We start from the raw sequence: 25,999 nt of genomic DNA on the forward strand, positions 1-25,999 counted from the left end.
CGCTCCCTCCCTCTCCCGATGGGAGAGGGAATGTAGCGAGTTGCTTCTTGCCCCCTGCTCCCCTATAGCGCCGCGCTTCCGGTCAGGGTCATCCCTGGAGGCCTGACGGGAAGTACCATAACGTATTTCGGAGCAAGAACATGAGCGAACAGCTAACGCTCGCAGCCGAGACGCGTGAACAGGTTGGCAAGGGAGCCTCCCGTTCGCTGCGTCGCGAAGGCCGCGTACCCGCCGTTATCTACGGCAACAAGCAAGAACCACTGTCGATCCACGTCGAGGAAAAGGCGCTGATGCGCCTCCTGATGACGGGTCACTTCATGAATTCGGTCGTGATGGTCGATGCCGGCGGCAAGACGATCCGCACGCTGCCCAAGGACGTCGCATTCGACGCCGTTTCCGATCGGCCCGTGCATGTCGACTTCCTGCGCATCGGTGCGCACACCACGGTGCACGTCAACGTCCCCGTCGTGTTCACCGACGAGGAAGACGCTCCTGGCATCAAGAAGGGCAATGGCGTGCTCAACGTGGTCAAGCACGAGCTTGAACTGGTGTGCGACGCGGCCGACATCCCCGACCAGATCACCGTCTCGCTTGCCGGCAAGGAAATCGGCGATGCGATCCACATCTCCAACATCGACCTGCCCAAGGGCGTGACCTCGGCGATCACCGACCGCGACTTCACCATCGCGACGATCGTGCCGCCGACCGTCCCAACCGTCGAGGACGAAGAAGCCGACGCCGCTGTCGCGGAAGCACAGGCCGCCGAATCTGCTGAAGCCGTCGAGGCCGAAGCCGAGGCGACTGAAGGTGGCGACGACGCCGCCGAAGGCGACAAGGCCGAGTAAGCCAAATAAAGCCCTCTCCCCTCCGGGGAGAGGGTTGGGAGAGGGGCAGCGGGATGCTGGTCGATATGACCGCTTCCCCTGCCCTTTTTCTTACCTCATGGAGATCGAATGCAACTCTGGGTCGGCCTTGGTAATCCCGGCGAGCAATATGCGCTCAACCGGCACAATGTCGGCTTCATGGTCGCCGACACGATCGCCGACCTGTATGATTTCGGTCCGGTGAAAAAGGCGTTCCAGGGCTGGACTCAGGAAGGGCGCGTCGGCGGCGAAAAGATCCTGCTGCTCAAACCCGCGACCTTCATGAACGAAAGCGGGCGTAGCGTCGGCGAAGCGTTGCGCTTCTACAAGCTCGATATGGACGCGCTCACCGTGTTCCACGACGAACTCGATCTCGACCCGTTTCGCGTCAAGGTGAAGACCGGCGGCGGCACGGCCGGGCATAACGGCCTGAAGTCGATCGACCAGCATCTTGGGCCCGATTTCCGCCGCGTGCGCATCGGTATCGGTCACCCAGGCCACAAGGACCGCGTGCATGGCCATGTACTGGGCAATTACGCCAAGGCGGAGATGGACTCGCTGTCCGATCTGCTCGGCGCGATCGCGGCCGAGGCGCCGTGGCTCGCCAAGCCGGACGATGCACGTTTCATGAGCGATGTCGCGCTCAGATTGGCAGATTCATGACCAGCCGCAGCCTTTTCGCCACGCGCCTTTACGAAGGCAGCTTGAACGACCCCGAATTCGTCGAGGAGCTCGACCATGCCTGCCGCATGCTCGCCGAGGACGACCGCGCCGGCCGCGCCTGGTCCAAGGAGCATGGCTATCGCGGCTATACCTCCTACGCTTCGTTGAACGACTTGCCGTTGCGCGATCCAACGATCGGCGAACTGGTCAAGCGGCTCAACAAGCATGTCGCGAAATTCGCCGCCGATTGCGCGTTCGATCTGGGCGGCCGCAAGCTCAAGCTCGACAGCCTGTGGGTCAATGTCCTGAAGCCCGGCGGTACGCATTCCGGGCATATCCACCCGCATTCTATCGTCTCGGGCACGGTCTATATCGCCGTCCCGCCCGGCGCCGGGCCGCTCAAGCTGGAGGATCCGCGCTTGCCGCTGATGATGGCCGCGCCGACCCGCGACGAGGATGCGCCCGAGGATTTGCGCAGTTTCGTTTATGTCGCCCCATCCGATGGCACCGTCCTGCTGTGGGAAAGCTGGCTGCGCCACGAAGTCCCGCCGGGCACCGCGAAGAGCAAGCGGATCAGCATCAGCTTCAACTATCGCTGAGGCACGGATAATCGAGACCGGCGCGCCGTTTCGACTAGACGGAGATTAAGGCGGGTCGCCGCACTTTCTGTTATGATGCTCGAGCGGGACCAAACGACTCGAACAGGAGTTCGAATGATGCGGTTTGACGATCGAGAATATCACCAGCAACGCGCCCAAGCCGAAACCCGGCGCGCGCAGGGCGCCACCGATCCGTCGGTCGCACGAGTCCATCTGACTCTGGCGCGGATGCACGAAGAACGCGCCACCAGCGTTGGCGCCGTTGGAACTGGCAGCCCGCTCCACCTGGTCGGCGGAAACGCCTGATCAACTCCGCGTAACGCAGCACTGGCGCTCGGCGCTCGAACCCCCTATCGCGCGTCACCAACCGCCGGGTGGTCCGGCTTCATGACGATCAAGGCGATAAGATGGGTTTTCGGTGCGGTATCGTGGGCTTGCCCAATGTCGGCAAGTCGACGCTGTTCAACGCGCTGACGGAGACGGCCGCGGCGCAGGCGGCGAATTATCCGTTCTGCACGATCGAGCCGAACGTCGGCAATGTCGCGGTACCCGATCCGCGGCTCGACAAGCTCGCGGCGATCGCCGGTTCGGCCAAGATCATCGAAACCCAGCTCGGCTTTGTCGACATTGCCGGCCTGGTGCGTGGCGCGTCGAAAGGCGAAGGCCTGGGCAACCAGTTCCTCGGCAATATCCGTGAAGTCGATGCCGTGGTGCATGTGCTGCGCTGCTTCGAGGACGGCGACGTTACCCATGTCGAGGGCAAGGTCGATCCGATCGCCGATGCCGAGACGGTCGAAACCGAATTGATGCTGTCCGATCTGGAAAGCCTTGAAAAGCGTGTGCCCAATTTCGCCAAAAAGGCGGCACAGGGCGACAAGGAAGCCAAGATCGCCGTCTCAGTGCTCGGCCAGGCGCTCGAATTGCTGCGCGAAGGCAAACCCGCAAGGCTGACCGTGCCCAAGGATGAGGAAGAGGCGCGGGTCTTCGGTCAGGCGCAATTGCTCACCTCCAAACCGGTCCTCTATGTCTGCAATGTCGATGAGGGCGATGCCGCCAACGGCAACGCCCTGTCGGCGCGCGTGTTCGAAAAGGCCAAGGCCGAAGGCGCCGAGGCGGTGATCGTCTCGGCCGCGATCGAGGCCGAGATCGCCACCATGGCACCGGACGAACGCGGCGAATTCCTCGCCGAGCTGGGGCTGGAGGAAACCGGTCTCGCCCGCGTGATCCGCGCCGGCTATTCGCTGCTTCATTTGATCACCTTCTTCACCGTCGGCCCGAAGGAAGCACGCGCCTGGACCGTCCATGTCGGGGCCAAGGCACCGCAGGCAGCAGGCGAGATCCACACCGATTTCGAACGCGGCTTCATCCGCGCCGAGACGATCGCCTATGACGATTATATCGCGTTGGGCGGTGAAAGCGGCGCGCGCGACGCGGGCAAGCTGCGTTCCGAAGGCAAGGAATATGTCGTGCACGACGGCGATGTGCTGCTGTTCCGCTTCAACGTCTGAGACTCTGAGGCCCTGTCTGATGTCATACGGATGACGCAGGACTGAAGCAGGAGGCGCGGATGCACTGGATGAGCCGTATCGTTGCCGCCGCTTTATGCGTGGCGCTTCAAGCCTGCGTCACCGCGCCCGCCAATTCACCGGCACTCGCCAGCACCGCCGACGTCCGCACACCAGTGACGATCCTGGTGTCGATCGACGGTTTCCGTCCCGATTATCTGACGCGCGGCGTGACGCCGGTCCTGTCCGGTCTGGCGGCCGGCGGCGTGACCGCGCCGATGCGCCCGTCCTTTCCGTCCAAGACCTTCCCCAACCATTATACCTTGGTTACCGGGCTGCGCCCCGACCATAACGGCATCGTCGCCAACACGATGGAGGATGCCGCCCGCCCCGGCGAGACCTTCACCATGGCGACCGACGATCCCTTCTGGTGGAGCGAGGCCGAGCCACTCTGGGTGACTGCCGACAAGGCGGGGATTCGCACAGCGACGATGTTCTGGCCGGGATCGAATGTGCCGGTCGGCGGCACGCGCGCGGCAAAATGGCCCAATGCGATCACCGGCGGCGCACGGCCCGACGACTGGCAGCAATTCAACCAGGCGGTGACCGGCACGCAGCGCGTCAGTGCGGTGATCGACTGGATGCGTCGCCCGTCGGCGACCCGGCCGCGCTTCGTGACGCTGTATTTCGATACGGTCGACACGGCGGGCCATATGTTCGGCCCCGACGATGCGCGCACCACCGCGGCGGTCGGCGCTATCGACAAGATCATCGGCGAACTGGTCGAAGGCCTGAAATCGCTCGCCCAGCCCGCCAACCTCGTCATCGTCGCCGATCACGGCATGGCGGCGACGAGCAGCGATCGTGTCGTCGCGCTCGACAAGGTCGCCGATCCGGCGGATTATCGCGTCGTCGAGAGCGGACCCTATGCCGCGCTCGCCGCAATTCCCGGACACGAAGCGGCGCTGGAGAAATCCCTGCTCAGGCCGCACGACCATATGCAATGCTGGCGCAAGGCGGAGATTCCGGCGCGCTTTGTTTATGGCACGAACCCGCGCGTGCCGCCCTATCTGTGCCTCGCCGAAACCGGGTGGTTGATCAACAAGAGTGCCCCGACCGAGTCATTTGGCGGCGGCAATCACGGTTACGACAATGCCGATCCGGCAATGGCGGCGTTGTTCATCGCCAATGGTCCGGCCTTTGCCAGCGGGCGCGTTTTGCCGCCGTTCGACAATGTCGACATCCAGCCGCTGCTTGCCGCGACGCTGGGCATCGCCCCCGGCACGACCGATGGCAAGCTGGCGACCTGGAACGCGGCGAAACGCTGAATTCTGGATGCTGATTTCTGGGTGCTGATTTCTGGGCTTGCGTGAAGCGAGTTTCATTGCGAAACTCATATTATGCAATATTTCGAAGACATCGCCGTTGGTGCCAAGTCCAGCTTTGGCAGCTATCTGGTCACGCGCGAAGAGGTGATCGCCTATGCCGAGAAGTTCGACCCGCAGCCTTTCCATCTCTCCGACGAAGCGGCGGCAAAGACGCATTTCGGGCGGCTTTCGGCCAGCGGCTGGCACACATGCGGCATGGTCATGTCGATGGTCGTCGCCAATTTGAAGGCCCATAAACAGGCGGGACTCGGTTCGCCCGGCGTTGACGAACTGCGCTGGCTCAAGCCGGTCTATCCCGGCGACACATTGCGCTGCGAAACCGAGGTCATCGAAAAGCGCCCGTCACAGAGCCGCCCGGAAATGGGCAGCTTCCGTTCGAAGATGACCGTGCTCAACCAGGACGACGTGCCGGTAATGACCTTTACGTCGATCGGCCTGGTCCAGACGCGCCCCAAGGCGTGATGCCCTCCGGCCGGGGCCGGAGAACAGTCGCGCATCAGTTGCGCCGGCCGGGCCGGTTTCCCGGCCGTGACGCGCCACGGTCGCCGCGATTCTCCGGCCGATAGGTGCGGCCGCCATCGCCTCGTCCTGACTGAGGTCGCTCGCGCACACCCTGCCCGTCGCGATAGCCCTGGCGTCCGCCCCAGCGATCCTGTCGATTGTCGCGGTTGTCGACGCGGCGGTCGCGGTTGAAACCTTGCCAATTGTCGCGGCCATTGCGGCCGTCCCAATGACGATCGCGACGCCCTTCCCAATAACGGCGCTGGCCATCGTTCCAGCGATGCGCACGACGATTGCGGTCATAGACGTAATAGCCGGTGCCGGGGTAATAATAGTCGCCATACCAGCCATAGCCTCCGCCGTAACCGTAACCGCCGCCATAATAAGCGGCGTCATAATAATCGCCGCCATAGCCGCCATAGCCGCCCGAACTATAACCCATCGAAACGCCGTTATAACCATAGCCGTCGGTGCAGCCGCCAAGACCGGCGGTCGCGGCCAGCGCGAGGGCCGCAAGCGCTATTTTGCGTGAAAACATCGCCACTCTCCCGAGCATCAGGTGCGGCACATGCGCCGCTTACCAGGATAGAACGATGCGGCGGCAAGCCTTGTTCCCGGGGCGGGGGCCGGCCTGGCTTCGCCGCCTCCTCAATGTCCCGCGAAAGCGACCAGCGAGGTTACCGTGAGGCCCTCGGCACGCAGCGCATCCGCACCGCCCAGATCGGGCAGGTCGACCAGGAACTGCGCCTGCGTCACCACCGCACCCGCCTTGCGCAACAGGCGTACCGCCGCACGCGCGGTACCGCCGGTGGCGATCAAATCGTCGATCAGCAGGACATTGGCGCCGGGTGTGCAGGCGTCGGCATGCATCGCGATCCGGTCGGTGCCATATTCGAGCGCATAATCCTCGGCGATCGTCGCGCCGGGCAGTTTGCCGTCCTTGCGGATCAGCAGCACGCCGGCGTTGAGCGGCAGCGCGAGCGCGGCGGCAAACAGGAAGCCGCGCGCCTCGATTCCCGCGACCAGATCGACCTTGCCGATCGTCGCCGCCGCCATCCGCTCGACGCTTTGCGCAAAGCCGCGCGCGTCGAGCAGCAACGTGGTGATATCGCGGAACATGATCCCCGGCTTGGGAAAGTCGGGGATTGTGCGGATCAGCGCCTTGAGGTCGTCATTCGAGCCCTGCAAGGCGCCGTCGCTCATCTCAATGCTTCACGTCGCGCCAGACATTCTGATACGCGCCCCAGGCGAGTCCGCAGAAGATCAGCAGGAAGATGATCACCGCAAAGCCGGTCTGACGCCGTGCCTGAAGCTTGGGCTCGGCGGTCCAGGTCAGGAACGCCGAAACGTCCTTCGCCATCTGATCGACCGTTGGCCGCGTGCCGTCGAGATAGGCCACCTGGCCTTCCGAGGTCAGCGGCGGCGCCATCGCGAGGTTGAGGTTCGCGAAATACGGGTTGTAATGCAGTCCCGGCGGCGTCTTCGAATCCGGGAATTCCTTGAGCAGCTTTGCCGGCTGGTTCTGGAAACCGGTGAGCAGCGAATAGACATAGGCCGAGCCGTCATGGCGCGCCTTGGTCATCAGCGACAGATCGGGCGGGATCGCGTTGTTGTTCGCGGCGCGCGCGGCAACATCGTTGGCGAACGGCGACGGGAAGCGATCCGAGGGGATGCCCTTGCGCGTCGAGGCTTCACCCGTGTCCGGGTTGACCGTCGGGATCGTGTCGAAGCCGGCGGCGAAATTCTTCACCTGTGCTTCGTTATAGCCGATGCCCTCAAGGTCGCGGAAGGAAACCAGGCGGAGCGAATGGCACGCCGAGCAGACTTCCTTGTAGACCTGAAGCCCGCGCTGCAGCTGCCGCTCGTCGAACTTCCCGAACACGCCATCCGAGGCGAGCGCCAGCTCCTTGGGATGCTTGTGGAATTCATGCTCGGCCGTGGCCGCCGGCGGATCGTTGGCCAGCCCATAAAGCGTGCTGCCCAATCCGGCCAAGAGCATGCCAGCGAAAGCAGCTCCGACGAAAAATGCGAAAAAGCGAACCATCTTCGATATCCCTCTTGTTCGCTTACGCCAGCGCGGACGCGGCAGGACTCTGGGCCGGGCTGGTGCCGCCATGCTTCGACAACACCGCTTCGGTGATCGAATTGGGCAGCGGCCGTGGCCGTTCGGACCGCGCGATCATCGGCATGATGATCAGGAAGTGGGCGAAATAATAAGCGGCGCAGATCTGGCTGAGAATCACATAAACCGGATCGGCCGGTGACCCGCCGCAATAACCAAGCACCAGGATGTCGAGCATCAGGATCCAGAAGAAGATGCGATAGGTCGGCCGGTAATTGGCCGAGCGCACCGGCGAGGTATCCAGCCAGGGCAGGAAGAACAGCAGCAGGATCGAACCGAACATTGCCAGCACGCCCCACAGCTTCGCCGGCAGGATGAAGTCCACGGTGAAGGCGCGCAGAATCGCGTAGAACGGCCAGAAATACCATTCGGGCACGATGTGCGCGGGCGTCGAAAGCGGGTTGGCCGGGACGTAATTGTCCGGATGGCCGAGATAATTCGGCGCATAGAAGAGCAGCACCGCGAAGATCAGCAGGAAGATGCCGAGCCCGAAGCCGTCCTTCGCCGTATAGTAAGGATGGAACGGCACCGTGTCCTGTTCACCCTTCACTTCGACGCCGGTCGGGTTGTTCGACCCCGGAATATGCAGCGCCCAGATATGCAGGATGATGACGCCCGCGATTACGAACGGCAGCAGATAATGGAGCGAGAAGAAGCGGTTGAGCGCGGCATCGTCCGGTGCAAAGCCGCCAAGCAGCCAGATACGGATCGAATCGCCGACCACGGGTATCGCCGAGAAGAAGCCGGTGATCACCTGCGCGCCCCAGAAGCTCATCTGGCCCCATGGCAGCACATAACCCATGAACGCCGTCGCCATCATCAACAGGAAGATGACCACGCCGAGCAGCCACACCATCTCACGCGGCGCCTTGTACGAGCCGTAATAAAGCCCGCGGAACATGTGGATATAAACCACGATGAAGAACATCGACGCGCCATTGGCGTGCGCATAGCGCAACATCCAGCCGCCATTGACGTCACGCATGATGTGTTCGACCGAATCGAACGCCACGCCGCCATTCGCCGCATAATGCATGGCGAGGACGATGCCGGTGATGATCTGGATGCCGAGTGCGGCACCGGCGAGGACGCCGAAGTTCCAGAAATAATTGAGGTTGCGCGGCACGGGATAACCCGCGCCGACGGCATTATAGACGAGACGGGGGAGCGGCAGCCGTTCATCGACCCACTTCATCAGCGGGTTGGTCGGCGCATAATGCTTGGCCCAGGGAAAGCTCATATCTGGATCCTCAACCGACGACGACCGTCGTATCCGACGAGAAAGTGTAATCCGGCACGTGCAGATTGCTCGGTGCCGGACCTTTACGGATGCGCGCGGCGGTATCGTACGCCGAACCGTGGCACGGGCAGAAATAGCCGCCGAACGGGCCCTTGATCTCGCCCTCGCCCGCGCCCAACGGCACGCAGCCGAGATGGGTGCATACACCAAGCGTGATCAGCCAGTTCTTGTGGCCTTCCTTGGTACGCTCGGCCAGCGTCTGCGGGTCGCGCAGCGTCTTGACGTCAACCGCGTCGGCCTCGGCGATTTCTTTCGCCGTCAGGTTGCGTACGAACAGGGGCTGCTTGCGGAAACTGGTCTTGATCGCCTGACCGGGGACAATCTTCGACAGATCGATCTCGGTGGTCGATTGCGCAAGCACATCCGCCGACGGGTTCATCTGGTTGATCAGCGGCAGCACGGTGACTGCGCCACCGACGCCGATCCAGGCGACCGCCGCGATATTGATGAAGTCACGACGGCGCGGGTCGTCCACATGTTCGTGGAAAGGAGCCGGGTCTTCCCCGGGCGGCACCGCGGTATCAACAATTGCCATTCACTTGCCCTTGCACTTCTTAACCCGTTTCGACGGTGGCGAGGCTTCGCGCAGAGATTTGCCCGCTCGGCCAGCCGGTTCCGTCCCCACGGAGGCTGGCGGCCTGATAGACGCGAGCGGACGGCTTTGCCAACAGCATTTTAGGCCTGTTGCGGTATGAGGGTGCGTCATCGTTACTGACACCGATCGGGACGGAGCGGATTTTGGCGCCCGGCCAGGAGCAAGGAGGGAGCGATGGCTTTCCATCGTGACCGACGCGCGACGCCGCTGTGCGCCAAAATCCGCCCGCCGCGAAGCGGTCGCCCGTGTGAGGCCGCTGGCTGCGTCGCTTGCTAGCACGTAGCGAATGCTACGCGCCTGCGCCGCGCTCCTTGCCAGCGGCCTCACACGGGCGATCACGATTGGTGTCAGTAACGATGGCACACCCTGGCGGCACAGGATATGCGCGAAACATGCGGATCGCCCTCTATCAGCCCGACATCGCCGGCAATGTCGGCACCATTTTGCGTACGGCGGCGTGCTTCGGCGTCGGCGTCGACCTGATCGAGCCGATGGGATTCGCTTTTTCCGATCGCGCGCTCGGCCGGGCGGGCATGGACTATGTTCCAGCCGTTCTGGTGAAGCGCCATATCGACTGGGCCGCGTTCGAGGCGCAGGTCGCCGGGCGGATCGTATTGCTGACCACGCGCGGCGGGATTCGGCTCGATACGGCACGCTTCGAGCCGGACGACGTGCTGCTGATGGGGTCGGAGGGCAGCGGCGTGCCGCCCGAAGTGCATGACCGCGCCGAGCTGGCGGTACGCATCCCGCTTGCTCCGGCCATGCGGTCCTTGAATGTCGCGGTCGCGACGGGCATCGCGCTCGGCGAGGCGTTGCGGCAGACCGGAGGATATCCCGCGTGATCGAGATGGGCGTTGAGATGGATGGCGAGCAGACGCAGGCACGCACCTGGTTCGAACAGCTGCGCGACCTGATCTGCGCTGAGTTCGAGAGTATCGAGCGCGAGGCCGGCTCGGACGCTGCGTTCGACTATATCGCCTGGGACCGCACCGATCCGTCGGGCGCGCATGGTGGGGGCGGCGTGCGTGGCGTGATGAAGGGCAAGGTGTTCGAGAAGGTCGGGGTCAATGTCTCGACCGTCGGCGGCACGTTCGAAGGCGATTTCGCCAAGTCGATCCACGGCGCGGGCGATGACCCGCGCTTCTTCGCCACCGGCATCAGCCTGGTCGCGCATATGGCCAATCCGCATGTTCCCGCAGTGCATATGAACACGCGTTTCCTGGTCACCACCAAGCGCTGGTTCGGCGGCGGCGCGGACCTCAATCCACCCTTGCCGCAGGGCGAGGATACCGAAGATTTCCACGCGACGCTGAAAGCGGCGTGCGACGCGCATGACGCTGCCCATTATCCACGCTTCAAGCAATGGGCCGATGATTATTTCTACATCCCGCACCGCGGCGTGCATCGCGGCGTCGGCGGCATCTTCTATGATCATCTCGAGGGCGATTTCGCCGCCAATTTCGCCTTCACTCAGGATGTCGGTCGGGCGTTTCTCGACATCTATCCGCGAATCGTGCGGCGGCGCATGAACGATGCGTTCGGCGATGCGGACATTGCCGCGATGCGCAACTGGCGCGGCCGTTATGCCGAATTCAACCTGGTCTATGACCGCGGCACTTTGTTCGGATTGAAGACCGGCGGCAATATCGACGCGATCCTGATGAGCCTGCCGCCAGTCGCTACATGGGAATAATGGGGTGGGAATAAGGACGGGAATGATCGCATGGGCCTGACGCCGGTCGCCGATGCCGAGGTGGCGACGATCGTCACCACGCTGGAAATGCGCCAGCGTCCGCCGGCGCGCCCCCTGCCCGATTCGCGCCTGCGGCTGACCATCTGGGATCGGCCGACGCCCGCCAAATATCGCGCGCTGTTCCGCCGGGTCGGGGCACCCTGGCTATGGTTCTCGCGCCTGGTCATGGATGATCGCGCATTGATTCGGATCATTCACGATCCGGATGTGGCGATCTTTGCCGTGGTCGATTCGGCGGGAATCGAAGTCGGCATGCTCGAACTGGATTTTCGCGAACCGCGCACTTGCGAGCTAAGCTATTTCGGACTGATCCCGGAACTGGCCGGACAGGGTCATGGGCGCTGGCTGATGGCGCAGGCGCTCAACCGCGCCTGGATCAAGGGGATCGACCGCGTCTGGGTCCATACCTGCACGCTCGATCATCCAGCGGCTCTCGGCTTTTATCGCAAATCCGGCTTCGCGGCGATCAGCCGCACGATCGAAACCTTTCCCGATCCGCGCCTGACCGGCGACCTGCCGCGCGACGCCGCGCCTCAGATACCCTTGTTCGGCACCGGGCTCGACAGCAGCCGCCGGTAAAAGGCGATCTGGATCAACGCGACCGCCATCATCGATGCCGCGGTCACCCCGGCGGCGGCCGCATCGACCATCGCGATCACGACCGGGTTGGCCATTTTGGCGGCGGTCAGGCGATGGTCGATCAGCACGAACGGCAGCGCCGCAAGCGCGCCGCCAAGGACGGTCACCCCGGCCAGTGCCGCTGCCGTCAGCCCGTTACCCCGCGTCAAGACCCAGCTCCGGCCGACCGAGCGCCGGATACTCGGTTGCGGTTCCGCGATCAGGATCGGTCCGACGACCATCAGCCGCCCGAAAAGATACAGGCCAGGTAGCAGGAACAGCACGAAGAACTGTCCGAAGCCGAGCGGCAGGCCAGTGATGATCATCGCCGGCAGGTAACGCGGGAACAACCGAAAGGCGCGGGCCAGCGCGGCACCGAGATCAGGCTGGTCGGCCTGAAGATACAATATCAATATGACCAGCGCGCCATATTGCACGATCGCCGATGCCAGCAGGTACCAGCCGCCATAGGTCAGCATCCAGTTGGAGACCGTTTCGGCCACCACGCGGCGCGCGGCATCGGTCATCTCGGGGTCGACCGACAAGGGCGGCATAGCCGGCGCCAGCAGCATGATCGCGAACAGCGGCAGGAAAAGGATCAATCCCGCGACCGGCAGCAACAGCCCACGATCGGCCTTCCACATCGCCCACGCATCGGCGAGCGTACCCGCCATACCATTCCTCATCGTGTGCCGCGATTCATGTCCGATTCGACGATCGATTCCCGCCGGTCGCGCACCGCTAGATAAAGTTTGGCGGAAAACGCCGCCAGCAGCGCGGTGAAAGCGGTCTCGACTGCGCCGACCAGGATCGAGGTGAGCACGGTCGCCACCGAAATATCTCCCTCACCGCCGGCAACCAGGTTCAACAGCGATCCGAAGACGAATTTCGCGGCGAGGACCGCCACGATCGCGACGATGCCGAACAGGACCATCACACCAATGATTTTCCAGGTAATGCCGCGCGTCAGCACGAAGGACCGACGAAACACACCCAGGCCGCGGCGCTCCCATACGATGATCGGATAGACCAGGGCGAGCCGCGCCGCGACCCAGATCAACACCAATACGGTGACCAGGCCATAGATCGCCACGAAGCCGGCTATGGCCGGGGGCATCTCCTGCTGGCTTCCGGCCATCGCCGCTGTGAAATCATAGCCGGACAGCCCCATCGCCACGCCGATCGGCGCGACCAGCAGCATCGCTGCGACGAACATCAGGGCGATCACACCGATCAACGGCAACAGCCGCTTGCTCGCGATCCCGATCGCTGCGGAGCGTCCGGCGGCGGGATCGATCGCCAATGCGGTAATCGCAACCTGCCCCCAGCGAACGACGATCCCCACGATTAGCGCGAGACCCAGTGTTGCGACCGGCGAGGCTGTCATCAGCGGCGCCAGATTGGCCTGCAATGACATCGGCAGGAAGATCGCGAACAGCGCGATCGGTACGACGGCCGACAGATTATCGCTGAGAAACTCGGTCGCGCGATCCCAGACATTCCCCATAATGACCATATTCGGTGCGACTCCCGCCCGCCTTGTGCGCGCTCGCCTCGCTGTTAGCGCAGGCATGCCGCGCTTGCCAATGCTTGCGCCGGAGGGTCGGGAGGGCCAAGTGGCCGATTGTGGGTAGCTTTCTCGACGATATCGAATGGCGCGTGGCGTCGCAGCCGGTCGACTATGCGGTGGCACTCGCCGAAATGGAGGCGCGTGCGCAAGCAGTGGCGCTGGGCACTGCGCGCGAACTGGTCTGGCTGCTCGAACATCCGCCAGTCTATACCTCGGGCACCAGCGCCGACCCGGCCGAGCTGATCGATCCGCGCTTTCCGGTGGTCGATGCCGGTCGCGGCGGGCGTTACACCTATCACGGGCCGGGACAGCGCATCGGTTATGTCGTGCTCGACCTCAACAAGCGCGGCCGCGATGTGCGGCGCTTTGTCCATGCGCTCGAAGGCTGGGTAATCGCCGCACTCGGCCAGTTCGACATCACCGCGTTTCGCGCACCAGGCCGCATCGGCATCTGGACGCTCGATCATGGCCAGGAGGCGAAGATCGGCGCGATCGGGGTGCGCGTGAAGAAATGGGTCACGATGCATGGCTTCTCCGTGAACCTGTCGCCCGACCTGTCTCATTTCGGCGGCATCGTGCCGTGCGGCCTGGCCGAATTCCCCGTGACCAGCGCGCAAAAGCTCGGGAAAGCGACGGATCTTGCAACTTTTGACGCCGCTCTGGCGTTGGGCGCGGACTCGTTCCTTGAAACGGTTTCTGCATTCGGCGGAGACCCCGTCTGAAAACTGGGCTTGAGGCACGTCTCTAATAAGACTAATGTCCACCTCGGTTTGGGTATTAAAGGTCTCGAGGCCATCCAGATCCATTATCTAGGGAGCTTTCCAAAATGCGTGCATTCATCACCAAGGCCATGATCGTTGGCGCCGCGCTGGCGGTTTCGGCCTGTGGTCCGACCACCACCACGACCACCGACAACACGCTGGTTACCGATCTGAACGCAACCGAGGGCATGGACACCATGACCACGGACAACATGACCACGGTCGACGGCGCAACCGACAATGGTGCGGCACTGGCGAACGACACGGCCGTGTCGAACACCGTCGTCACCAACGAAACGGTCACCACGAACGCAATGTAATCGACCTTCGGGTTGTTATGTTCAGGGCCGCCCGGGAAACCGGGCGGCCCTTTCGATTCCGGCCGTCCTGATCGGGCAGATGCGATACCGCGTAGTGCTGGACAGTCGTAGCATTTGGAATCATGGTAAAAATGCTTGGGGCACCGGACAAAAAGCCGTAACCGGTGCGGCATCGAGTGTGAGAGGTTAGTGATGACTGCGTTGCGTATCCTGGTTTCCACCCTAGTTGCCGCCGGCGCGCTTGCCGCGACGCCGGCATCGGCGCAATTCTTCATGGCATCGCGCGATTTCAGCGGCCCGCCGGTACGCGGCGACGAACCCGGAATCGGCGTCGAAATGCCCGGTGCAACCGATGCGGAAATCCGCGCCGCCCTGCTGTGGAACATGCGCGCCGCACTCAATATTGCCGCGCTCAGCTGCGATTTCGAACCGACGCTGTTGACCGTGTCGAACTATAACGGCCTGATGGTCGACCATAAGGAAGAGCTGGCAAAATCGTACGACGTGCTCACCAAATATTTCAAGCGCATCAACAAGACCCCCAAGGCCGGCCAGACCGCGCTCGATCAGTTCGGCACGCGCGTCTATGGCAGCTTCACCACCGCGACCGCCCAATATGGCTTTTGCCAGACCGCCTCGTCGGTTGGGCGCGACGCAATCTTCCAGCCGCGGGGAACCTTGTACCAGGTCGCGATGAACCGCATGCGATCGCTCCGCAACAGCCTTGTCCCTTATGGCGAACAACGCTTCCCGCGCGGCATTCGCCTCGACCGCACGATCAGCGTGCCCCGCGTCGATGCGATATGCTGGACCAAGAAGGGCGAATGGAACGACAAGAAATGCGGCCCCACCGTCCAGTGGGTGACGCGTTACTGATCCCAATTTAGACGCAAAGACTCTAGCGCAGCCCCAGCAGCTTGTGGGTCTGGATCGTCAATCGCCAGCGCGGCCGATCCATCACCAGCGCGATCGCCGCGGCGTGATTGGCCTCCGCCGCCGCGCTGTCGAGCGGCTGGAGCAGGAAGTGGGTGAAGTCCCAGCCTTCGATCGCATCGATGTCCGTGCCGGGCTGCGGCCAGACCAGCTTGAGCTCGTCGCCTGAGCGTTGCACGACTTCGCTACCCGCTTTGGGGCTGATGCAGACCCAGTCGATACCGGGATGCACGGCCAGGGTGCCGTTGCTCTCGATCGCGATCTCGAAGCCGCGCGCGTGGAGCGCCTCGATCAGCGCATCATCGACCTGAAGCATCGGCTCGCCGCCGGTCAGCACGACGAAGCGGCCTTCCGATCCCTCGCCCCAGAAGCCCAAAGCCGCGTCGGCGAGCGCATCGGCGCCGGCGAATTTCGCCCCGCCGAGGCCATCGGTACCGACGAAATCGGTGTCGCAGAAGCGGCACACCGCGGTCGCCCGGTCCTGCTCGCGGCCCGACCAGAGATTGCATCCGGCAAAACGCACGAACACCGCGCGCCGGCCGGCGTTCACGCCCTCACCCTGCAGGGTGAGGAACATCTCCTTGACGGCATAGCTCATCGTCACAGCCTCAGGCGGGCAGAACGGCATAAGCGGTGGGATCGGGCAGCCCGGCCTCCGCGAACCCCTTGGCGCGCAGCCGGCAACTGTCGCAACGTCCGCAATGCACCCCGCCCGGCGCCGGATCGTAACAGGACCAGCTGAGCCCCGCGTCGAGCCCGAGCCGCGCCGCTTCGCGCACGATATCCGCCTTGGTCATATGTTGCAGCGGCGCATGAATCCTGAACGGCGCACCTTCGACCCCGGCCTTGGTCGCGAGTTCGGCCAGTCCTTCGAACGCAGCGATGAATTCGGGGCGGCAATCGGGATAACCCGAATAATCCAGCGCGTTGACGCCGATATACAGATCGCGCGCGCCCGCCGCCTCGGCCCAGCCAAGCGCGAGGCTGAGAAAGATGGTGTTGCGCGCCGGCACATAGGTGACCGGAATTCCATCGCCCACGCCGGTCTTCGGCACATCGATATCGGCGGTCAGCGCGGAACCGCCGAAGGCCGACAGGTCGAGCGGCATGACGATATGGCGCTCGGCGCCAAGCATATGCGCGATGCGCCGCGCCGCGGCCAGTTCGACATGATGGCGCTGATTATAGTCCATCGAGAGTGCGAGCAGCCGGTGCCCATCCTCTTTGGCCCGCGCGCCCGCGACCATCGAATCAAGCCCGCCCGAGATCAGGACGACCGCGTAGGTGTTTGCAGATGTCATTATGTGTCCCGCGCTACGGACAACGGCGCGTCACCGCAACCCCGGATAAAAACCGTCCAGGCAAAAAAACGGGCCGCCCGTAAGCGACCCAGGGGTGGCTCCTCCAGGAGCCGCTAGGGAAGAAAGCGTCACCGTAAAATGACACATCCATCGCTTTGCCACCCCAAGGTAAACAACCGCTTAATGCGTGCCCGCGCCGACGCCGCAGGCCCCGACGCGGCGCGCTTCGTAACTGAAGTCGAACGGCGCGCCGTCAGCGATCCCCTGCGTCTGCAACTTGAACAGCCGCCCGGTTTCAACGGTGATCGTGGTGCGCCCATGCCCCGAACCCGGGCAGGTATAATGGACGATCGCCGAACTGGCGGTGTCGGCGACGACGAAGCGCGAACATTGCGCCTTGCCATGCTGGAGCTGAAGCAGAATGCGCGGATCGGCGACGCACAGGCTGCGCGCGCCCGGTCCGCCGACCTCGCGCAGCTGCCACTGCCCCTGTTCAATCGCATCGAGCGCAATCAGGTGCGGCGCCCGCGCCGGACCTTCGGCGGCAGCGACACCCCCCAGAAAGAGCAGCCCGAACAAGGCCGGGCGGATCGTCGTCGGAACCCGCATCATCACATCCAGTCATCACTGGTCGCGCCGGATGCGCAAACCAGAACCCCCAGCACGATCTGGGGAGTGATCGAAAGAGTTACAATAACGGTTACGAAACGACATTGATTGTCATAAAACGACATCCGTCACGGCCACGGGAAATTTTTGTGCGCAAAAGGCGCAATCGACCGTGATCATGCCATCCTCGCCGGCCATGGCGCGCTGCTCTTCGACCGGGAATTTACTCAGCACCTGCGCGATATAATCGGGCGAGCAGCGGCAGCCGCGCGTCACCGCAACCTCCGACAGCAGGCGCACCTCGTCCTCCTCGTTGAACAAGCGCCAGATCAGCGTTTCGAGCGGCAAGGCCGGATCGGCGAGTTCGTCGGCGCCCATCGTCCCGCCAAGGATCGCGACATGCTCCCATTCGGGATGGTCGAGCCGCGTGTGGATGCGCTCGCGCCCCTCCTCGCCCTCTGGCAGATGCTGCAGGAACAAGCCGCCGGCAACGTGCCCGCCATCGGCGCGCCGGGCGATACCGAGCTTGACCAGAGTTGGAATCTGCTCGGATTGAACGAAGTAATTCTGTGCCGCCTCGGCCAGCGTGTCGCCATCGAGCGGCACGATGCCCTGATAACGCTCCTTCGTCGCCGCCTGGTCGAAAGTGATCGCAAGATAGCCCGCGCCGAACAGCGCGAACAGGCTCGGCTGTTCCGGCCCCGCCGCCAGGCGCTCCGCGTCGAAATCGACATAACCGCGCAACTCGCCACCCTTGTAATCGCACACCAGCAGCTTGACGACGCCGCCATCGGTCTGCGCCTGCAGGGTTAGCTGGCCGCCCGCGTCCTTGAGCGTCGATCCGATCAACGCGGCAAGCGTCAGCGCCTCCGCCAGCAATGCTTCGATCGCGGGCGGATAGGCATGCGCGGCGAGAATGGTATCGAGCAACGGTCCGAGCCGCACGATCCGCCCGCGCGCATGCCGCGCCGGAATGGTGAAACCGAGCGCGCGGTCGGTGTCGTTGAGTTCAGGATCTTCCATCGTCATTCCCACGGCCACCTCGGTTCGTTTCGAGCGCTTCGACTGCTGGCCAACAGGCACTCGAAGGGCTCGAAACGAACGGAGGGGCAATCTGTCTGGTTGAGACGGTGATGTAGGAACGAACCCGCGCCTGACAACTGAGCCGGAATCTCAGCCGATCTGCCCGAAGCACCAGCGCAGGATCGATTTCTGCGCATGCATGCGGTTTTCCGCCTCTTTCCAGATCAGCGATTGCGGCCCGTCCATCACCGCATCGGTCACTTCCTCGCCGCGATGCGCAGGCAGGCAATGCATGAACACGGCATCGGCCCTGGCCTTGCCCATCAGCGCCTCATCGACCTGATAGGGCCACATCGCCTTGAGCTTGGTCTCGGCATGCTCCTGGCCCATCGAGATCCAGGTGTCGGTGACCACGACATCCGCTCCCTCGACCGCCTCCGCCGCGGTACCGACGACGCGTGCGCGGCCCTGGCTCCGGGCAACATCGCTTTCCGACGGCATGAACCCTTGCGGACACGCCGCGACGACATCGAAATGCATCAGCGCGGCGGCTTCCATGATCGACGCCAGCACATTGTTGCCGTCGCCGAGCCAGGCCCATTTCAGGCCGGGCAGCGGCTTGCCCGCTTCGATCACGGTGAGCAGATCGGCCATGATCTGGCTCGGATGCGACGCGTCGGTCAGGCCGTTGATCACCGGCACGCTAGCATATTCGGCCATCTGCTCGATCTTGGCATGATCGTCGGTGCGGATCATGATCGCGTCGCAGTAACCCGACAGGACGCGCGCGGTGTCGGCGATCGTTTCGCCGCGCCCAAGCTGCGTCGTGCCCGCATCAAGCACGATCGAGCTGCCGCCCAATTGCCGCATCGCCATGTCATAGGACACGCGCGTGCGGGTCGAGTTCTTCTCGAACACCATGCCCAGCACATGGCCGGCGAGCGGCACGTCGCTATCCGCGCGGCCCTTGGGCCAGCCCTTGCGCAGCGCCTTACGGTCGAGCGCATCGGCGATCATCGCCGCGACCCCGTCGCCTCCGGCATCCGACAGGTCAAGGAAGTGACGGTAGCTCACTCGTCCGCGGCGGGTACATAGACCCGCGCCGCCTCGCTCAACCGTTCGATGCACTCCGCGATATGGCTTTCGTCGATCACCAGCGGCGGCAGGATGCGCACGACATTGTCGCCCGCCGCCACGGTCAGCAGCCCGTGATTGTCGCGGCAATGCGCGACGAAACGGCGGCTGTCGGACTTGAGCTTGATGCCGAGCATCAGGCCGTGGCCGCGCACATGATCGAACAGATGGTCGTGATTGGGCATCATCTGCTCGAGCGCCTGACGCAACCGCGCGCCCATCTTCTCGACATTCTCAAGGAAACCGGGTTCGAGGATCACGTCGAGCACCGCTTCACCCGCCGCCATCGCCAGCGGGTTACCGCCATAGGTCGATCCATGCGTGCCGATCACCATGCCCTTGGCCGCTTCCTCGGTCGCAAGGCACGCGCCGAGCGGGAAGCCGCCGCCAATGCCTTTGGCTGCTGCAATGATGTCCGGCACGACGCCGTAAAGTTCATGCGCGAACAGTTTGCCGGTACGCCCATAGCCGGCCTGGACTTCATCGAGCACGAGCAGCAGGCCGTGCTTGTCGCACGCCTTGCGCAGTCCTTTAAGGAACTCCTGGGTCGCCGGGCGGATGCCGCCCTCGCCCTGGATCGGCTCGACCAGGAAACCTGCCGTATTCTCGTCGATCAGCGCCAGAGCGCCTTCGAGATCGTTGAAGTTGGCATATTTGAAGCCCGGCAGCAGTGGTTCGAATCCGTCGCGCATCTTCGCTTGGTTAGTCGCGCTGATCGTGCCGAGTGTCCGGCCGTGGAACGCGGTGTCGAAGGTGATCAGGTCATGGCGTTCGGGATTGCCGTTGACGAAGTGGTAGCGACGCGCGGTCTTGATCGCGCATTCAACCGCTTCGGCGCCCGAATTGGTGAAGAACACCGTATCGGCAAAGCTGGCATCGACCAGGCGCTGGGCGAATTTCTCGCCCTGCGGCGACCCGTAAAGGTTCGACACATGCATCAGCGTCGCGGCCTGATCGGCGATCGCCTTGACCAGTTTCGGATGACCGTGACCGAGCGCATTGACCGCGATGCCGCTGGCGAAGTCGAGATATTTCTCGCCCTGTTCGCCATAGAGATACACGCCCTCGCCTCGCACCGGCCGCACCCCGCAGCGGGGATAGACGGGCATGAGTGGGGTGATCGGCATGACAGCGCTCCTGAAAAGCAAAGGGCGACCAGAACGGTCGCCCGAAGCGGACTTTTAGGGTTTGCCCGGAGGAGCGTCAATCATTGCAGTTCGGGGTCAATCGGGATCGATCGGGCGCTCGCCGGGTTGAATGACACGAAGGAGACGCCCGGTGACCAAGGTCCTGGAAAAATGGACGGTACAGCCGCACGGACCATTGACCGAAATCGACGACGGCATCCTGACCGTGGCCGGCACGATCGCCATGCCATTGGGCAAATTTCCGCGCCGCATGACGGTGGTCGGCCTGAGCGGCGCGCGCACCGCGATCTGGAGCGCGATCGCGCTCGACGAACCGGAAATGGCGCGGATCGAAGCGCTCGGGCGACCCAGCTTCCTGATCGTGCCCAATGGCGGTCATCGCCTCGACGCACGGATCTGGAAACAACGCTATCCCGATATCCGGGTCGTCGCCGTGCCCGGCGCACGCGAGGCCGTGTCCGAAGCGGTGCCGGTCGACCTCACGGAAGGCGCGTTCGGCGACGATGCGGTGGAGCTGATCGTCGTGGCGGGCACCGAAGCGCGCGAGGCCGCGCTGAGCGTCCGGCGCGCCGGCGGCACGACATTGCTCACCAACGACATCATCGGCCATGTCCGCCACCCCCACGGGATCGGCGCGAAAATCCTCGCGCGGCTGATGGGCTTCGGTGTCTCGGCACCGCAAGTCCCGCGCGTCGTCCGGCGCATGTGGATCAAGGATCCGAAAGCGCTGGCGGCGCAGATGCGCGACTGGGCGGCGCTTCCAGATCTGCGGCGGATCATCGTGTCGCACGGTGACCCGATCGAGGACCCCGGCCCCGCGCTGCGCAAGCTGGCGGCGGGGCTGGAATCCTGAACCGACAGGCGCGACGACCTACAGCTTGACGCGCGCGGTGACGCCGAAGGTGCGCGGGTTGCCGGGATAACCCTGGATGATCCCGGTGGATTTCGTGTAGCCGAGCAGATTGATATAATAGGCCTTGTCGAACAGATTCTCGACCCAGAGCTGCAGGTCGAGCTTGTCGTCCATCAACAACACACCGGCGCGCGCGCTGGCCAGGGCATAGCCCTTGATCTCGGCCGACGGATCCAGCGTGATCGTCGTATTCTGCTTCGAGCGCCAGTTCACATCGACCAGGCCATAGAGTTTGACGTCATTGGAAACGGCCTGGGTATAGTCGACGGTCAGATCGGCGGTCCATTCGGGCGCCCAGGCGACCTGGCGTCCGGTCAGGTCGCAAGTCGGCGTGGTGAACTGGGTTTGGCCCGGGCAGACCGAATTGTGGAAGGACGAATAGAACGCCTTGTCATAGGCGATGAAGCCCTTGGTATGCAGGCCGGGAAGCAGCCAGGTCTGCATTTCCAGCTCCACGCCCTTCGAGGTCAACGACCCGACATTGGCGAGGAATTTCAGCGCGGTATTGCCCACGCCGACCGCTTGATTGGCCTGATAGTTACGTACCTTGGTATGGAAGGCGGTGAGGTTCAACAACACCTTGCGGTCGAAGAATTCGCTTTTCAGGCCGATCTCGAAATTGTCCGCGATCTCGCCCTTGACCGTCTGCTGCGCACCCAGCGCGATCGCCGAGGCGACGCCCGAATCCGGGTTGCTGCTATTATAGGGCAGCAGGTTGAAGCCGGCCGATTTGTTGCCGCGCGCATATTTGGCATAGACGAACACATCGTCGGTCGCGCGATAATTGACGCCGATCTCGCCCGACAGCGAGCTGTCCTTCAGGCTGGTATCGACATGGCCAAGCTGGGCATTGGCGCCGCTCGGCGAGAGCGCCCTGAGCTGGTTGGCGGTCAGCCCGCCGGGGTTCGACGCAACCACGCCGTCATAGAGCTGTGAGCGCCGCTCCCAAGTCTGACGCAGGCCGACATCGATCGCCAGACGCCGCGCTGCGTCGGGATGCCAGGTGACATTGCCGAACAGCGCGTCAGTGTCGGTATGGAACACCGCCTGGCTGCGGAATCCCGCGCCGTTCAGTTGCGCGGCATAAGCGCCCTGCGCCCAGGTCCGGCCAGCGACGGGTGCGAATTGCGTCGCCGACGGATTGGCCGCCCAGATATGATATTGCGTGCCGAACCGGACGCGCGAGTCGACCTGCAGCCGCTGCCGGCTGAGGAAGCCGCCCAGGGTCGCCTCGATCGGCTTGTCCTTGGGGCTGGACCAGCGCAGTTCCTGCGAGAATTGATGTTCCTTGTTGCACGACCCGTAATCGGCCAGCGCGTCAAGCTGGGTGTAGTCATTGTCGTTGTTGGTGAAGCAGGACCAGCTCTCATAGGCGGAGATCGAGGTCAGGTCGCCGGCGCTTCCCAAACCCCAGTTGATCTCGCCGCTGACCGAATCCAGGCTGGTCTTCGCATTGAGCGGGCTGTCGATGTTGATCAGCCGGTCGCGCGCGTTGCTGGTGAGCAGCGTGTACCCCGCCGCCGCCATCCGTGCCTGCAGCGCCGCCGGGTTGTAGATCGACAGGATTACTGGCGAGATCGTCGGGAAGCTCTGCCGGCCATGCGTGCCGATCAGGCGGATCGAAAGATTGTCGGTCGGCGTGGCGAGCAATTGCGCGCGGATGCCCCATCCCTGCCGCGCATTCTGGTCCTCACCATTATAGACGTTGCGATAGGTGCCGCCACGGTCGCTGTAGAAACCGGAAATGCGCACCGCCAGCTTGTCCGCGATCAGCGGGCCGGTGACGCTGGCCTTGACCTCGCGGAAATCGAAATTGCCGATGCTCGCTTCGCCAGTCGCGCCAAAGGTGAATTCGGGCTTCAAGGTGTTGATGATCACCGCACCGGCAGTGGTGTTCTTGCCGAACAATGTGCCCTGCGGGCCGCGCAGCAGCTCGACATCGGCGACATCGTTGAAGTCGCTCGAAACCATGCCCTGACGCCCGGTATAGACACCATCGACGAAGATGCCGACCGATCCGTCGATCCCGTCGGTGTTGAAGCCGTTATTGCCGATCCCGCGAATGCCCAAATTGAGCTGTTTGGGATTGGTCAGGTAAACCGAAAAAGCGGGGAATTTCACCTGGAAATTGGTGAAGTTGACGAGGTTCTGGCGAGTCAGCTCAACCGGCGTGATGACGGTGATGGGAATCGGCACGCGCTGCGCATTCTCGGCCTTTTTTCGCGCCACGACGATGATGTCCGCCCCCTGTTCGGCGGGGTTCGCCGCTTCATCGGTGACGACGTTATCAGCGCTAACCGCATCGTTACTCACGGCGGGCCTTGGCGTTTCGGCATGCGCAATGCCCGCCATTGCCAATATGCTGGCGGTTGCCATGAAATACTTTGCGTATCTATTGAATGAAATTCCGATATTAGCCGAACGCATTGCAATAATTCCCCAGAATACCGATGACGAACGAGATCAACCTCACCCGCCTCATTGCCTGAGGCGGGCGATTTTCTGATTAATCTCTCTCTTATGCTTATGATTCGTGCGCTGATGTGCCGCTAAGGCAGTTTCATGTATCTATTGTGACAAATTGTTTCTTGAGCGATTTTAAATGGTGTCGAGATGAATGCCGGGTTGCCCCGCAGGCAGGATGAACCGCGCGATGTCGGTGATCGCAGAATCCTCGCGCCGGGCATCGATCAGGCCACGGAAAACCATCTCTCCGCCCTTCGCCGTCAGATCAAGCCGTCCATAACCGCGCTTCTCATTCTCGGCGAAGGCCAGTCCATTGGCCCCGGCAAGCTGTCTGAAACTCGGGTCGTGCAGCAGCGAGCTGATCGACCCGCCAACGAATTCGGCCGCGATCGGCGCGCCATCGCGCTTCGCCGGGTCATGGATGTCCGCCGCTGCAAAAGCATGGATATCACCGCCCAGCGCGAGCGGGTTGCCGGTCCCGGCCTCCGCCCAGCGGCGAAAGATCCGCTCCCGTGCCGCCGGATAGCCCGACCATGTATCGGCGGAAAACTGCTTGCCGCGCTCGGGATGGTCGGCATCGATCCGCGCCTGCTGGCGCATCAGTGTCTGCTGCGCGAGGACGTTCCACTGCGCACGGCTCGACCCGAGATGAGCCATCAGCCATTGCTCCTGCCGGTCGCCGAGCATCGTGCGGCGTGGATCGCCGAGATCGGCACAGGCGTCGATCATGCCGCGATATCGCTGATGCGCCGCGACCAGACCATCGGGCTGACAAGCACGGGGCCCGCGATATTGCCGGTCATCGAGTATCTGGAACTGGGCGAGCTGCCCCCAGTTCAGGATACGGTACAGCCGCATATCGACACCGTTCGGGCGGGTCGCGGCGCGCAACGGCTGATGCTCGAAATAGGCCTGATAGGCCGCCGCACGCCGACGCAAGAATGCCACCGGGTCGCTATTGTTCTGATCGAGCGCACCGGCATAATCATTGGCGACTTCATGGTCGTCCCAGGTCAGCGCCCAGGGCGCGGCATGGTGCGCCGCCTGCAGCAGCGGGTCGCTCTTGTAGGTGGCGTAACGCACCCGATAACCGGCTAGGTCGACCGGCTCGGGATTCTGATGAAGCCGCACCGCGTTCTTCGGATTGGGCGCGCCTTCATAGATATAGTCGCCGAGGAACAAGATCAGGTCCGGATCGTCCGCCACCATGTGACGATAAGCCGCATAATAGCCGGCCTCGTATTTCTGGCAGGAGGAGAAGCACAGCCGCAACCGGTCGACCGTCGCCCCGGCAGCCGGGGCCGTGCAGGTCCGGCCGGTCGGGCTGACCTCGCCACCAGCGATGAAGCGGTAGAAATACCGCCGTGCCGGGCGCAACCCGCCGACATCGACATGGACCGAATGGCCCCAGCCCGGCTGCGCGATGGCTTCACCGGCACGGACGATACGGGCGAACCGTTCGTCTTCCGCCACCTGCCAGCGCACCGGCATGGCGACCGGCGGCATGCCGCCGTCACCCTCCATCGGATGCGGTGCAAGCCGGGTCCACAGCACCACGCCGTCCGCCGCCGGATCGCCCGACGCGACCCCCAGCGTGAACAGCCCCTGCGGCAGGTGCATCGCACCCCGCGCGCCGACTGTCAGCAAAGCCGCCGACACCGCGGCTCCGGCCAGCACGGCGCGCCGCGATATGGCGGAGACCGCATCGCCGTCCAAATCGAACCCGCTCATCGCCATCCTTTGCACCGCATCACGGGCGCTATCGGCGCGGATTATTGCCGATCGATGACATTGCGATGGGTCGCGATCCAAGGTCAGCGGCGGCGAGGTCGGTATGGCCAGTGGCGATTCTAATTCGACTCCTGATCCGTCCTGAAGCGGCAGCGTATTTCTTGCCCTGCCGACATTCAAATT

General features: G+C 63.4%; 29 protein-coding genes. 14 read left to right on the top strand and 15 right to left on the bottom strand.

Going from position 1 to position 25,999, the window contains the following annotated elements; all coding sequences use genetic code 11:
- The first annotated feature begins 140 nt into the window (after window positions 1–140).
- The 7 genes from G4G27_RS12870 (at window position 141) to G4G27_RS12900 (ending at window position 5,480) form a co-directional block, all read left to right on the top strand.
- Window positions 141–845 carry a 50S ribosomal protein L25/general stress protein Ctc gene (locus G4G27_RS12870; RefSeq protein WP_183109028.1) on the top strand — a complete coding sequence of 235 codons (705 nt, stop codon included), beginning with the start codon at window positions 141–143 and terminating at the stop codon, window positions 843–845.
- Window positions 846–953: 108 nt separating this feature from the next.
- Complete coding sequence (gene pth / locus G4G27_RS12875) at window positions 954–1,526, top strand: aminoacyl-tRNA hydrolase (protein ID WP_183109029.1); 573 nt, start codon at window positions 954–956, stop codon at window positions 1,524–1,526.
- Window positions 1,523–2,125: a TIGR02466 family protein gene (locus G4G27_RS12880; RefSeq protein WP_183109030.1), complete on the top strand. Its 603-nt coding sequence runs from the start codon at window positions 1,523–1,525 to the stop codon at window positions 2,123–2,125. Before pth ends, G4G27_RS12880 begins: the two co-directional genes overlap by 4 nt.
- A 114-nt stretch (window positions 2,126–2,239) precedes the next feature.
- Window positions 2,240–2,431: a hypothetical protein gene (locus G4G27_RS12885; protein WP_183109031.1), complete on the top strand. Its 192-nt coding sequence runs from the start codon at window positions 2,240–2,242 to the stop codon at window positions 2,429–2,431.
- Window positions 2,432–2,532: 101 nt separating this feature from the next.
- Complete coding sequence (gene ychF, locus G4G27_RS12890; RefSeq protein ID WP_183109032.1) at window positions 2,533–3,633, top strand: redox-regulated ATPase YchF; 1,101 nt, start codon at window positions 2,533–2,535, stop codon at window positions 3,631–3,633.
- A 59-nt stretch (window positions 3,634–3,692) separates the two neighbouring features.
- Complete coding sequence (locus G4G27_RS12895; protein ID WP_183109033.1) at window positions 3,693–4,958, top strand: ectonucleotide pyrophosphatase/phosphodiesterase; 1,266 nt, start codon at window positions 3,693–3,695, stop codon at window positions 4,956–4,958.
- 72 nt (window positions 4,959–5,030) lie between these two features.
- Window positions 5,031–5,480: a MaoC family dehydratase gene (locus G4G27_RS12900; RefSeq protein WP_183109034.1), complete on the top strand. Its 450-nt coding sequence runs from the start codon at window positions 5,031–5,033 to the stop codon at window positions 5,478–5,480.
- Between the two features lie 34 nt (window positions 5,481–5,514).
- Here G4G27_RS12900 and G4G27_RS12905 read toward each other — a convergent pair whose 3' ends face one another.
- The 5 genes from G4G27_RS12905 to petA all read right to left on the bottom strand — a co-directional run bounded on the left by G4G27_RS12905 (window position 5,515) and on the right by petA (window position 9,476).
- Window positions 5,515–6,057: a peptidase gene (locus G4G27_RS12905; protein ID WP_183109035.1), complete on the bottom strand. Its 543-nt coding sequence runs from the start codon at window positions 6,055–6,057 to the stop codon at window positions 5,515–5,517.
- A 110-nt stretch (window positions 6,058–6,167) separates the two neighbouring features.
- Entirely contained in the window at window positions 6,168–6,722 is a 555-nt protein-coding gene (locus G4G27_RS12910; protein WP_183109036.1) for an adenine phosphoribosyltransferase, read from the bottom strand.
- Window position 6,723: 1 nt separating this feature from the next.
- Window positions 6,724–7,563, bottom strand: a complete 840-nt coding sequence (locus tag G4G27_RS12915) for a cytochrome c1 (protein WP_183109037.1) — start codon at window positions 7,561–7,563, stop codon at window positions 6,724–6,726.
- A 22-nt stretch (window positions 7,564–7,585) separates the two neighbouring features.
- Complete coding sequence (locus G4G27_RS12920; protein ID WP_183109038.1) at window positions 7,586–8,881, bottom strand: cytochrome b N-terminal domain-containing protein; 1,296 nt, start codon at window positions 8,879–8,881, stop codon at window positions 7,586–7,588.
- Between the two features lie 10 nt (window positions 8,882–8,891).
- Entirely contained in the window at window positions 8,892–9,476 is a 585-nt protein-coding gene (gene petA, locus G4G27_RS12925) for a ubiquinol-cytochrome c reductase iron-sulfur subunit (RefSeq protein ID WP_183109039.1), read from the bottom strand.
- A 452-nt stretch (window positions 9,477–9,928) separates the two neighbouring features.
- Here petA and G4G27_RS12930 point away from each other — a divergent pair, with 452 nt between their 5' ends.
- The 3 genes from G4G27_RS12930 to G4G27_RS12940 are packed head-to-tail and all read left to right on the top strand — an operon-like array spanning window position 9,929 to window position 11,868.
- On the top strand, window positions 9,929–10,378 hold the full coding sequence (locus tag G4G27_RS12930) for a tRNA (cytidine(34)-2'-O)-methyltransferase (RefSeq protein WP_183109040.1): 450 nt from the start codon (window positions 9,929–9,931) through the stop codon (window positions 10,376–10,378).
- Between the two features lie 5 nt (window positions 10,379–10,383).
- Entirely contained in the window at window positions 10,384–11,229 is an 846-nt protein-coding gene (hemF, locus tag G4G27_RS12935) for an oxygen-dependent coproporphyrinogen oxidase (RefSeq protein ID WP_183113778.1), read from the top strand.
- A 30-nt stretch (window positions 11,230–11,259) separates the two neighbouring features.
- Window positions 11,260–11,868: a GNAT family N-acetyltransferase gene (locus G4G27_RS12940; protein ID WP_183109041.1), complete on the top strand. Its 609-nt coding sequence runs from the start codon at window positions 11,260–11,262 to the stop codon at window positions 11,866–11,868.
- Here the strand turns inward: G4G27_RS12940 and G4G27_RS12945 are convergent.
- Both G4G27_RS12945 and G4G27_RS12950 read right to left on the bottom strand, forming a co-directional pair.
- Window positions 11,823–12,581 (bottom strand): hypothetical protein, encoded by a 759-nt coding sequence (locus G4G27_RS12945; RefSeq protein ID WP_183109042.1) that lies wholly within the window; start codon window positions 12,579–12,581, stop codon window positions 11,823–11,825. The two genes, G4G27_RS12940 and G4G27_RS12945, sit on opposite strands and share 46 nt — an antisense overlap.
- A gap of 8 nt (window positions 12,582–12,589) precedes the next feature.
- Window positions 12,590–13,423, bottom strand: coding sequence for a hypothetical protein (locus G4G27_RS12950; RefSeq protein ID WP_183109043.1), 834 nt, complete (start codon window positions 13,421–13,423; stop codon window positions 12,590–12,592).
- 110 nt (window positions 13,424–13,533) lie between these two features.
- Between G4G27_RS12950 and lipB the strand changes: the two genes are divergently transcribed.
- From lipB to G4G27_RS12965, 3 genes are all read left to right on the top strand, one after another.
- Complete coding sequence (gene lipB / locus G4G27_RS12955) at window positions 13,534–14,199, top strand: lipoyl(octanoyl) transferase LipB (protein WP_183109044.1); 666 nt, start codon at window positions 13,534–13,536, stop codon at window positions 14,197–14,199.
- Between the two features lie 104 nt (window positions 14,200–14,303).
- Window positions 14,304–14,558 carry a hypothetical protein gene (locus G4G27_RS12960; RefSeq protein WP_183109045.1) on the top strand — a complete coding sequence of 85 codons (255 nt, stop codon included), beginning with the start codon at window positions 14,304–14,306 and terminating at the stop codon, window positions 14,556–14,558.
- Between the two features lie 192 nt (window positions 14,559–14,750).
- Window positions 14,751–15,434: a hypothetical protein gene (locus G4G27_RS12965; protein ID WP_183109046.1), complete on the top strand. Its 684-nt coding sequence runs from the start codon at window positions 14,751–14,753 to the stop codon at window positions 15,432–15,434.
- 22 nt (window positions 15,435–15,456) lie between these two features.
- Here G4G27_RS12965 and queE read toward each other — a convergent pair whose 3' ends face one another.
- From queE to G4G27_RS12995, 6 genes are all read right to left on the bottom strand, one after another.
- The gene (gene queE, locus G4G27_RS12970; RefSeq protein WP_183109047.1) at window positions 15,457–16,089 is read right to left on the bottom strand and encodes a 7-carboxy-7-deazaguanine synthase; all 633 of its coding nucleotides are present in this window, start codon (window positions 16,087–16,089) and stop codon (window positions 15,457–15,459) included.
- Window positions 16,090–16,099: 10 nt separating this feature from the next.
- Window positions 16,100–16,792, bottom strand: coding sequence for a 7-cyano-7-deazaguanine synthase QueC (queC, locus tag G4G27_RS12975; protein ID WP_183109048.1), 693 nt, complete (start codon window positions 16,790–16,792; stop codon window positions 16,100–16,102).
- 180 nt (window positions 16,793–16,972) lie between these two features.
- Window positions 16,973–17,401 carry a hypothetical protein gene (locus tag G4G27_RS12980; protein ID WP_183109049.1) on the bottom strand — a complete coding sequence of 143 codons (429 nt, stop codon included), beginning with the start codon at window positions 17,399–17,401 and terminating at the stop codon, window positions 16,973–16,975.
- 111 nt (window positions 17,402–17,512) lie between these two features.
- Window positions 17,513–18,424 (bottom strand): Hsp33 family molecular chaperone HslO, encoded by a 912-nt coding sequence (locus G4G27_RS12985; RefSeq protein ID WP_183109050.1) that lies wholly within the window; start codon window positions 18,422–18,424, stop codon window positions 17,513–17,515.
- A 150-nt stretch (window positions 18,425–18,574) separates the two neighbouring features.
- Complete coding sequence (argF, locus tag G4G27_RS12990; protein WP_244624712.1) at window positions 18,575–19,441, bottom strand: ornithine carbamoyltransferase; 867 nt, start codon at window positions 19,439–19,441, stop codon at window positions 18,575–18,577.
- A 53-nt stretch (window positions 19,442–19,494) separates the two neighbouring features.
- Window positions 19,495–20,685 (bottom strand): aspartate aminotransferase family protein, encoded by a 1,191-nt coding sequence (locus tag G4G27_RS12995; RefSeq protein ID WP_183109052.1) that lies wholly within the window; start codon window positions 20,683–20,685, stop codon window positions 19,495–19,497.
- Between the two features lie 151 nt (window positions 20,686–20,836).
- On the opposite strand from G4G27_RS12995, the gene G4G27_RS13000 reads away from it, so the two are divergent.
- Window positions 20,837–21,559, top strand: coding sequence for a hypothetical protein (locus G4G27_RS13000; RefSeq protein WP_183109053.1), 723 nt, complete (start codon window positions 20,837–20,839; stop codon window positions 21,557–21,559).
- A gap of 18 nt (window positions 21,560–21,577) precedes the next feature.
- Here G4G27_RS13000 and G4G27_RS13005 read toward each other — a convergent pair whose 3' ends face one another.
- The gene (locus G4G27_RS13005) at window positions 21,578–23,995 is read right to left on the bottom strand and encodes a TonB-dependent receptor (protein WP_183109054.1); all 2,418 of its coding nucleotides are present in this window, start codon (window positions 23,993–23,995) and stop codon (window positions 21,578–21,580) included.
- 222 nt (window positions 23,996–24,217) lie between these two features.
- Window positions 24,218–25,816: an alkaline phosphatase D family protein gene (locus tag G4G27_RS13010; protein WP_183109055.1), complete on the bottom strand. Its 1,599-nt coding sequence runs from the start codon at window positions 25,814–25,816 to the stop codon at window positions 24,218–24,220.
- Between the last annotated feature and the right edge of the window lie 183 nt (window positions 25,817–25,999).

It is taken from the genome of Sphingomonas sp. So64.6b (assembly GCF_014171475.1).
In the GTDB taxonomy this organism is placed as follows: Bacteria; Pseudomonadota; Alphaproteobacteria; order Sphingomonadales; family Sphingomonadaceae; genus Sphingomonas; species Sphingomonas alpina_A.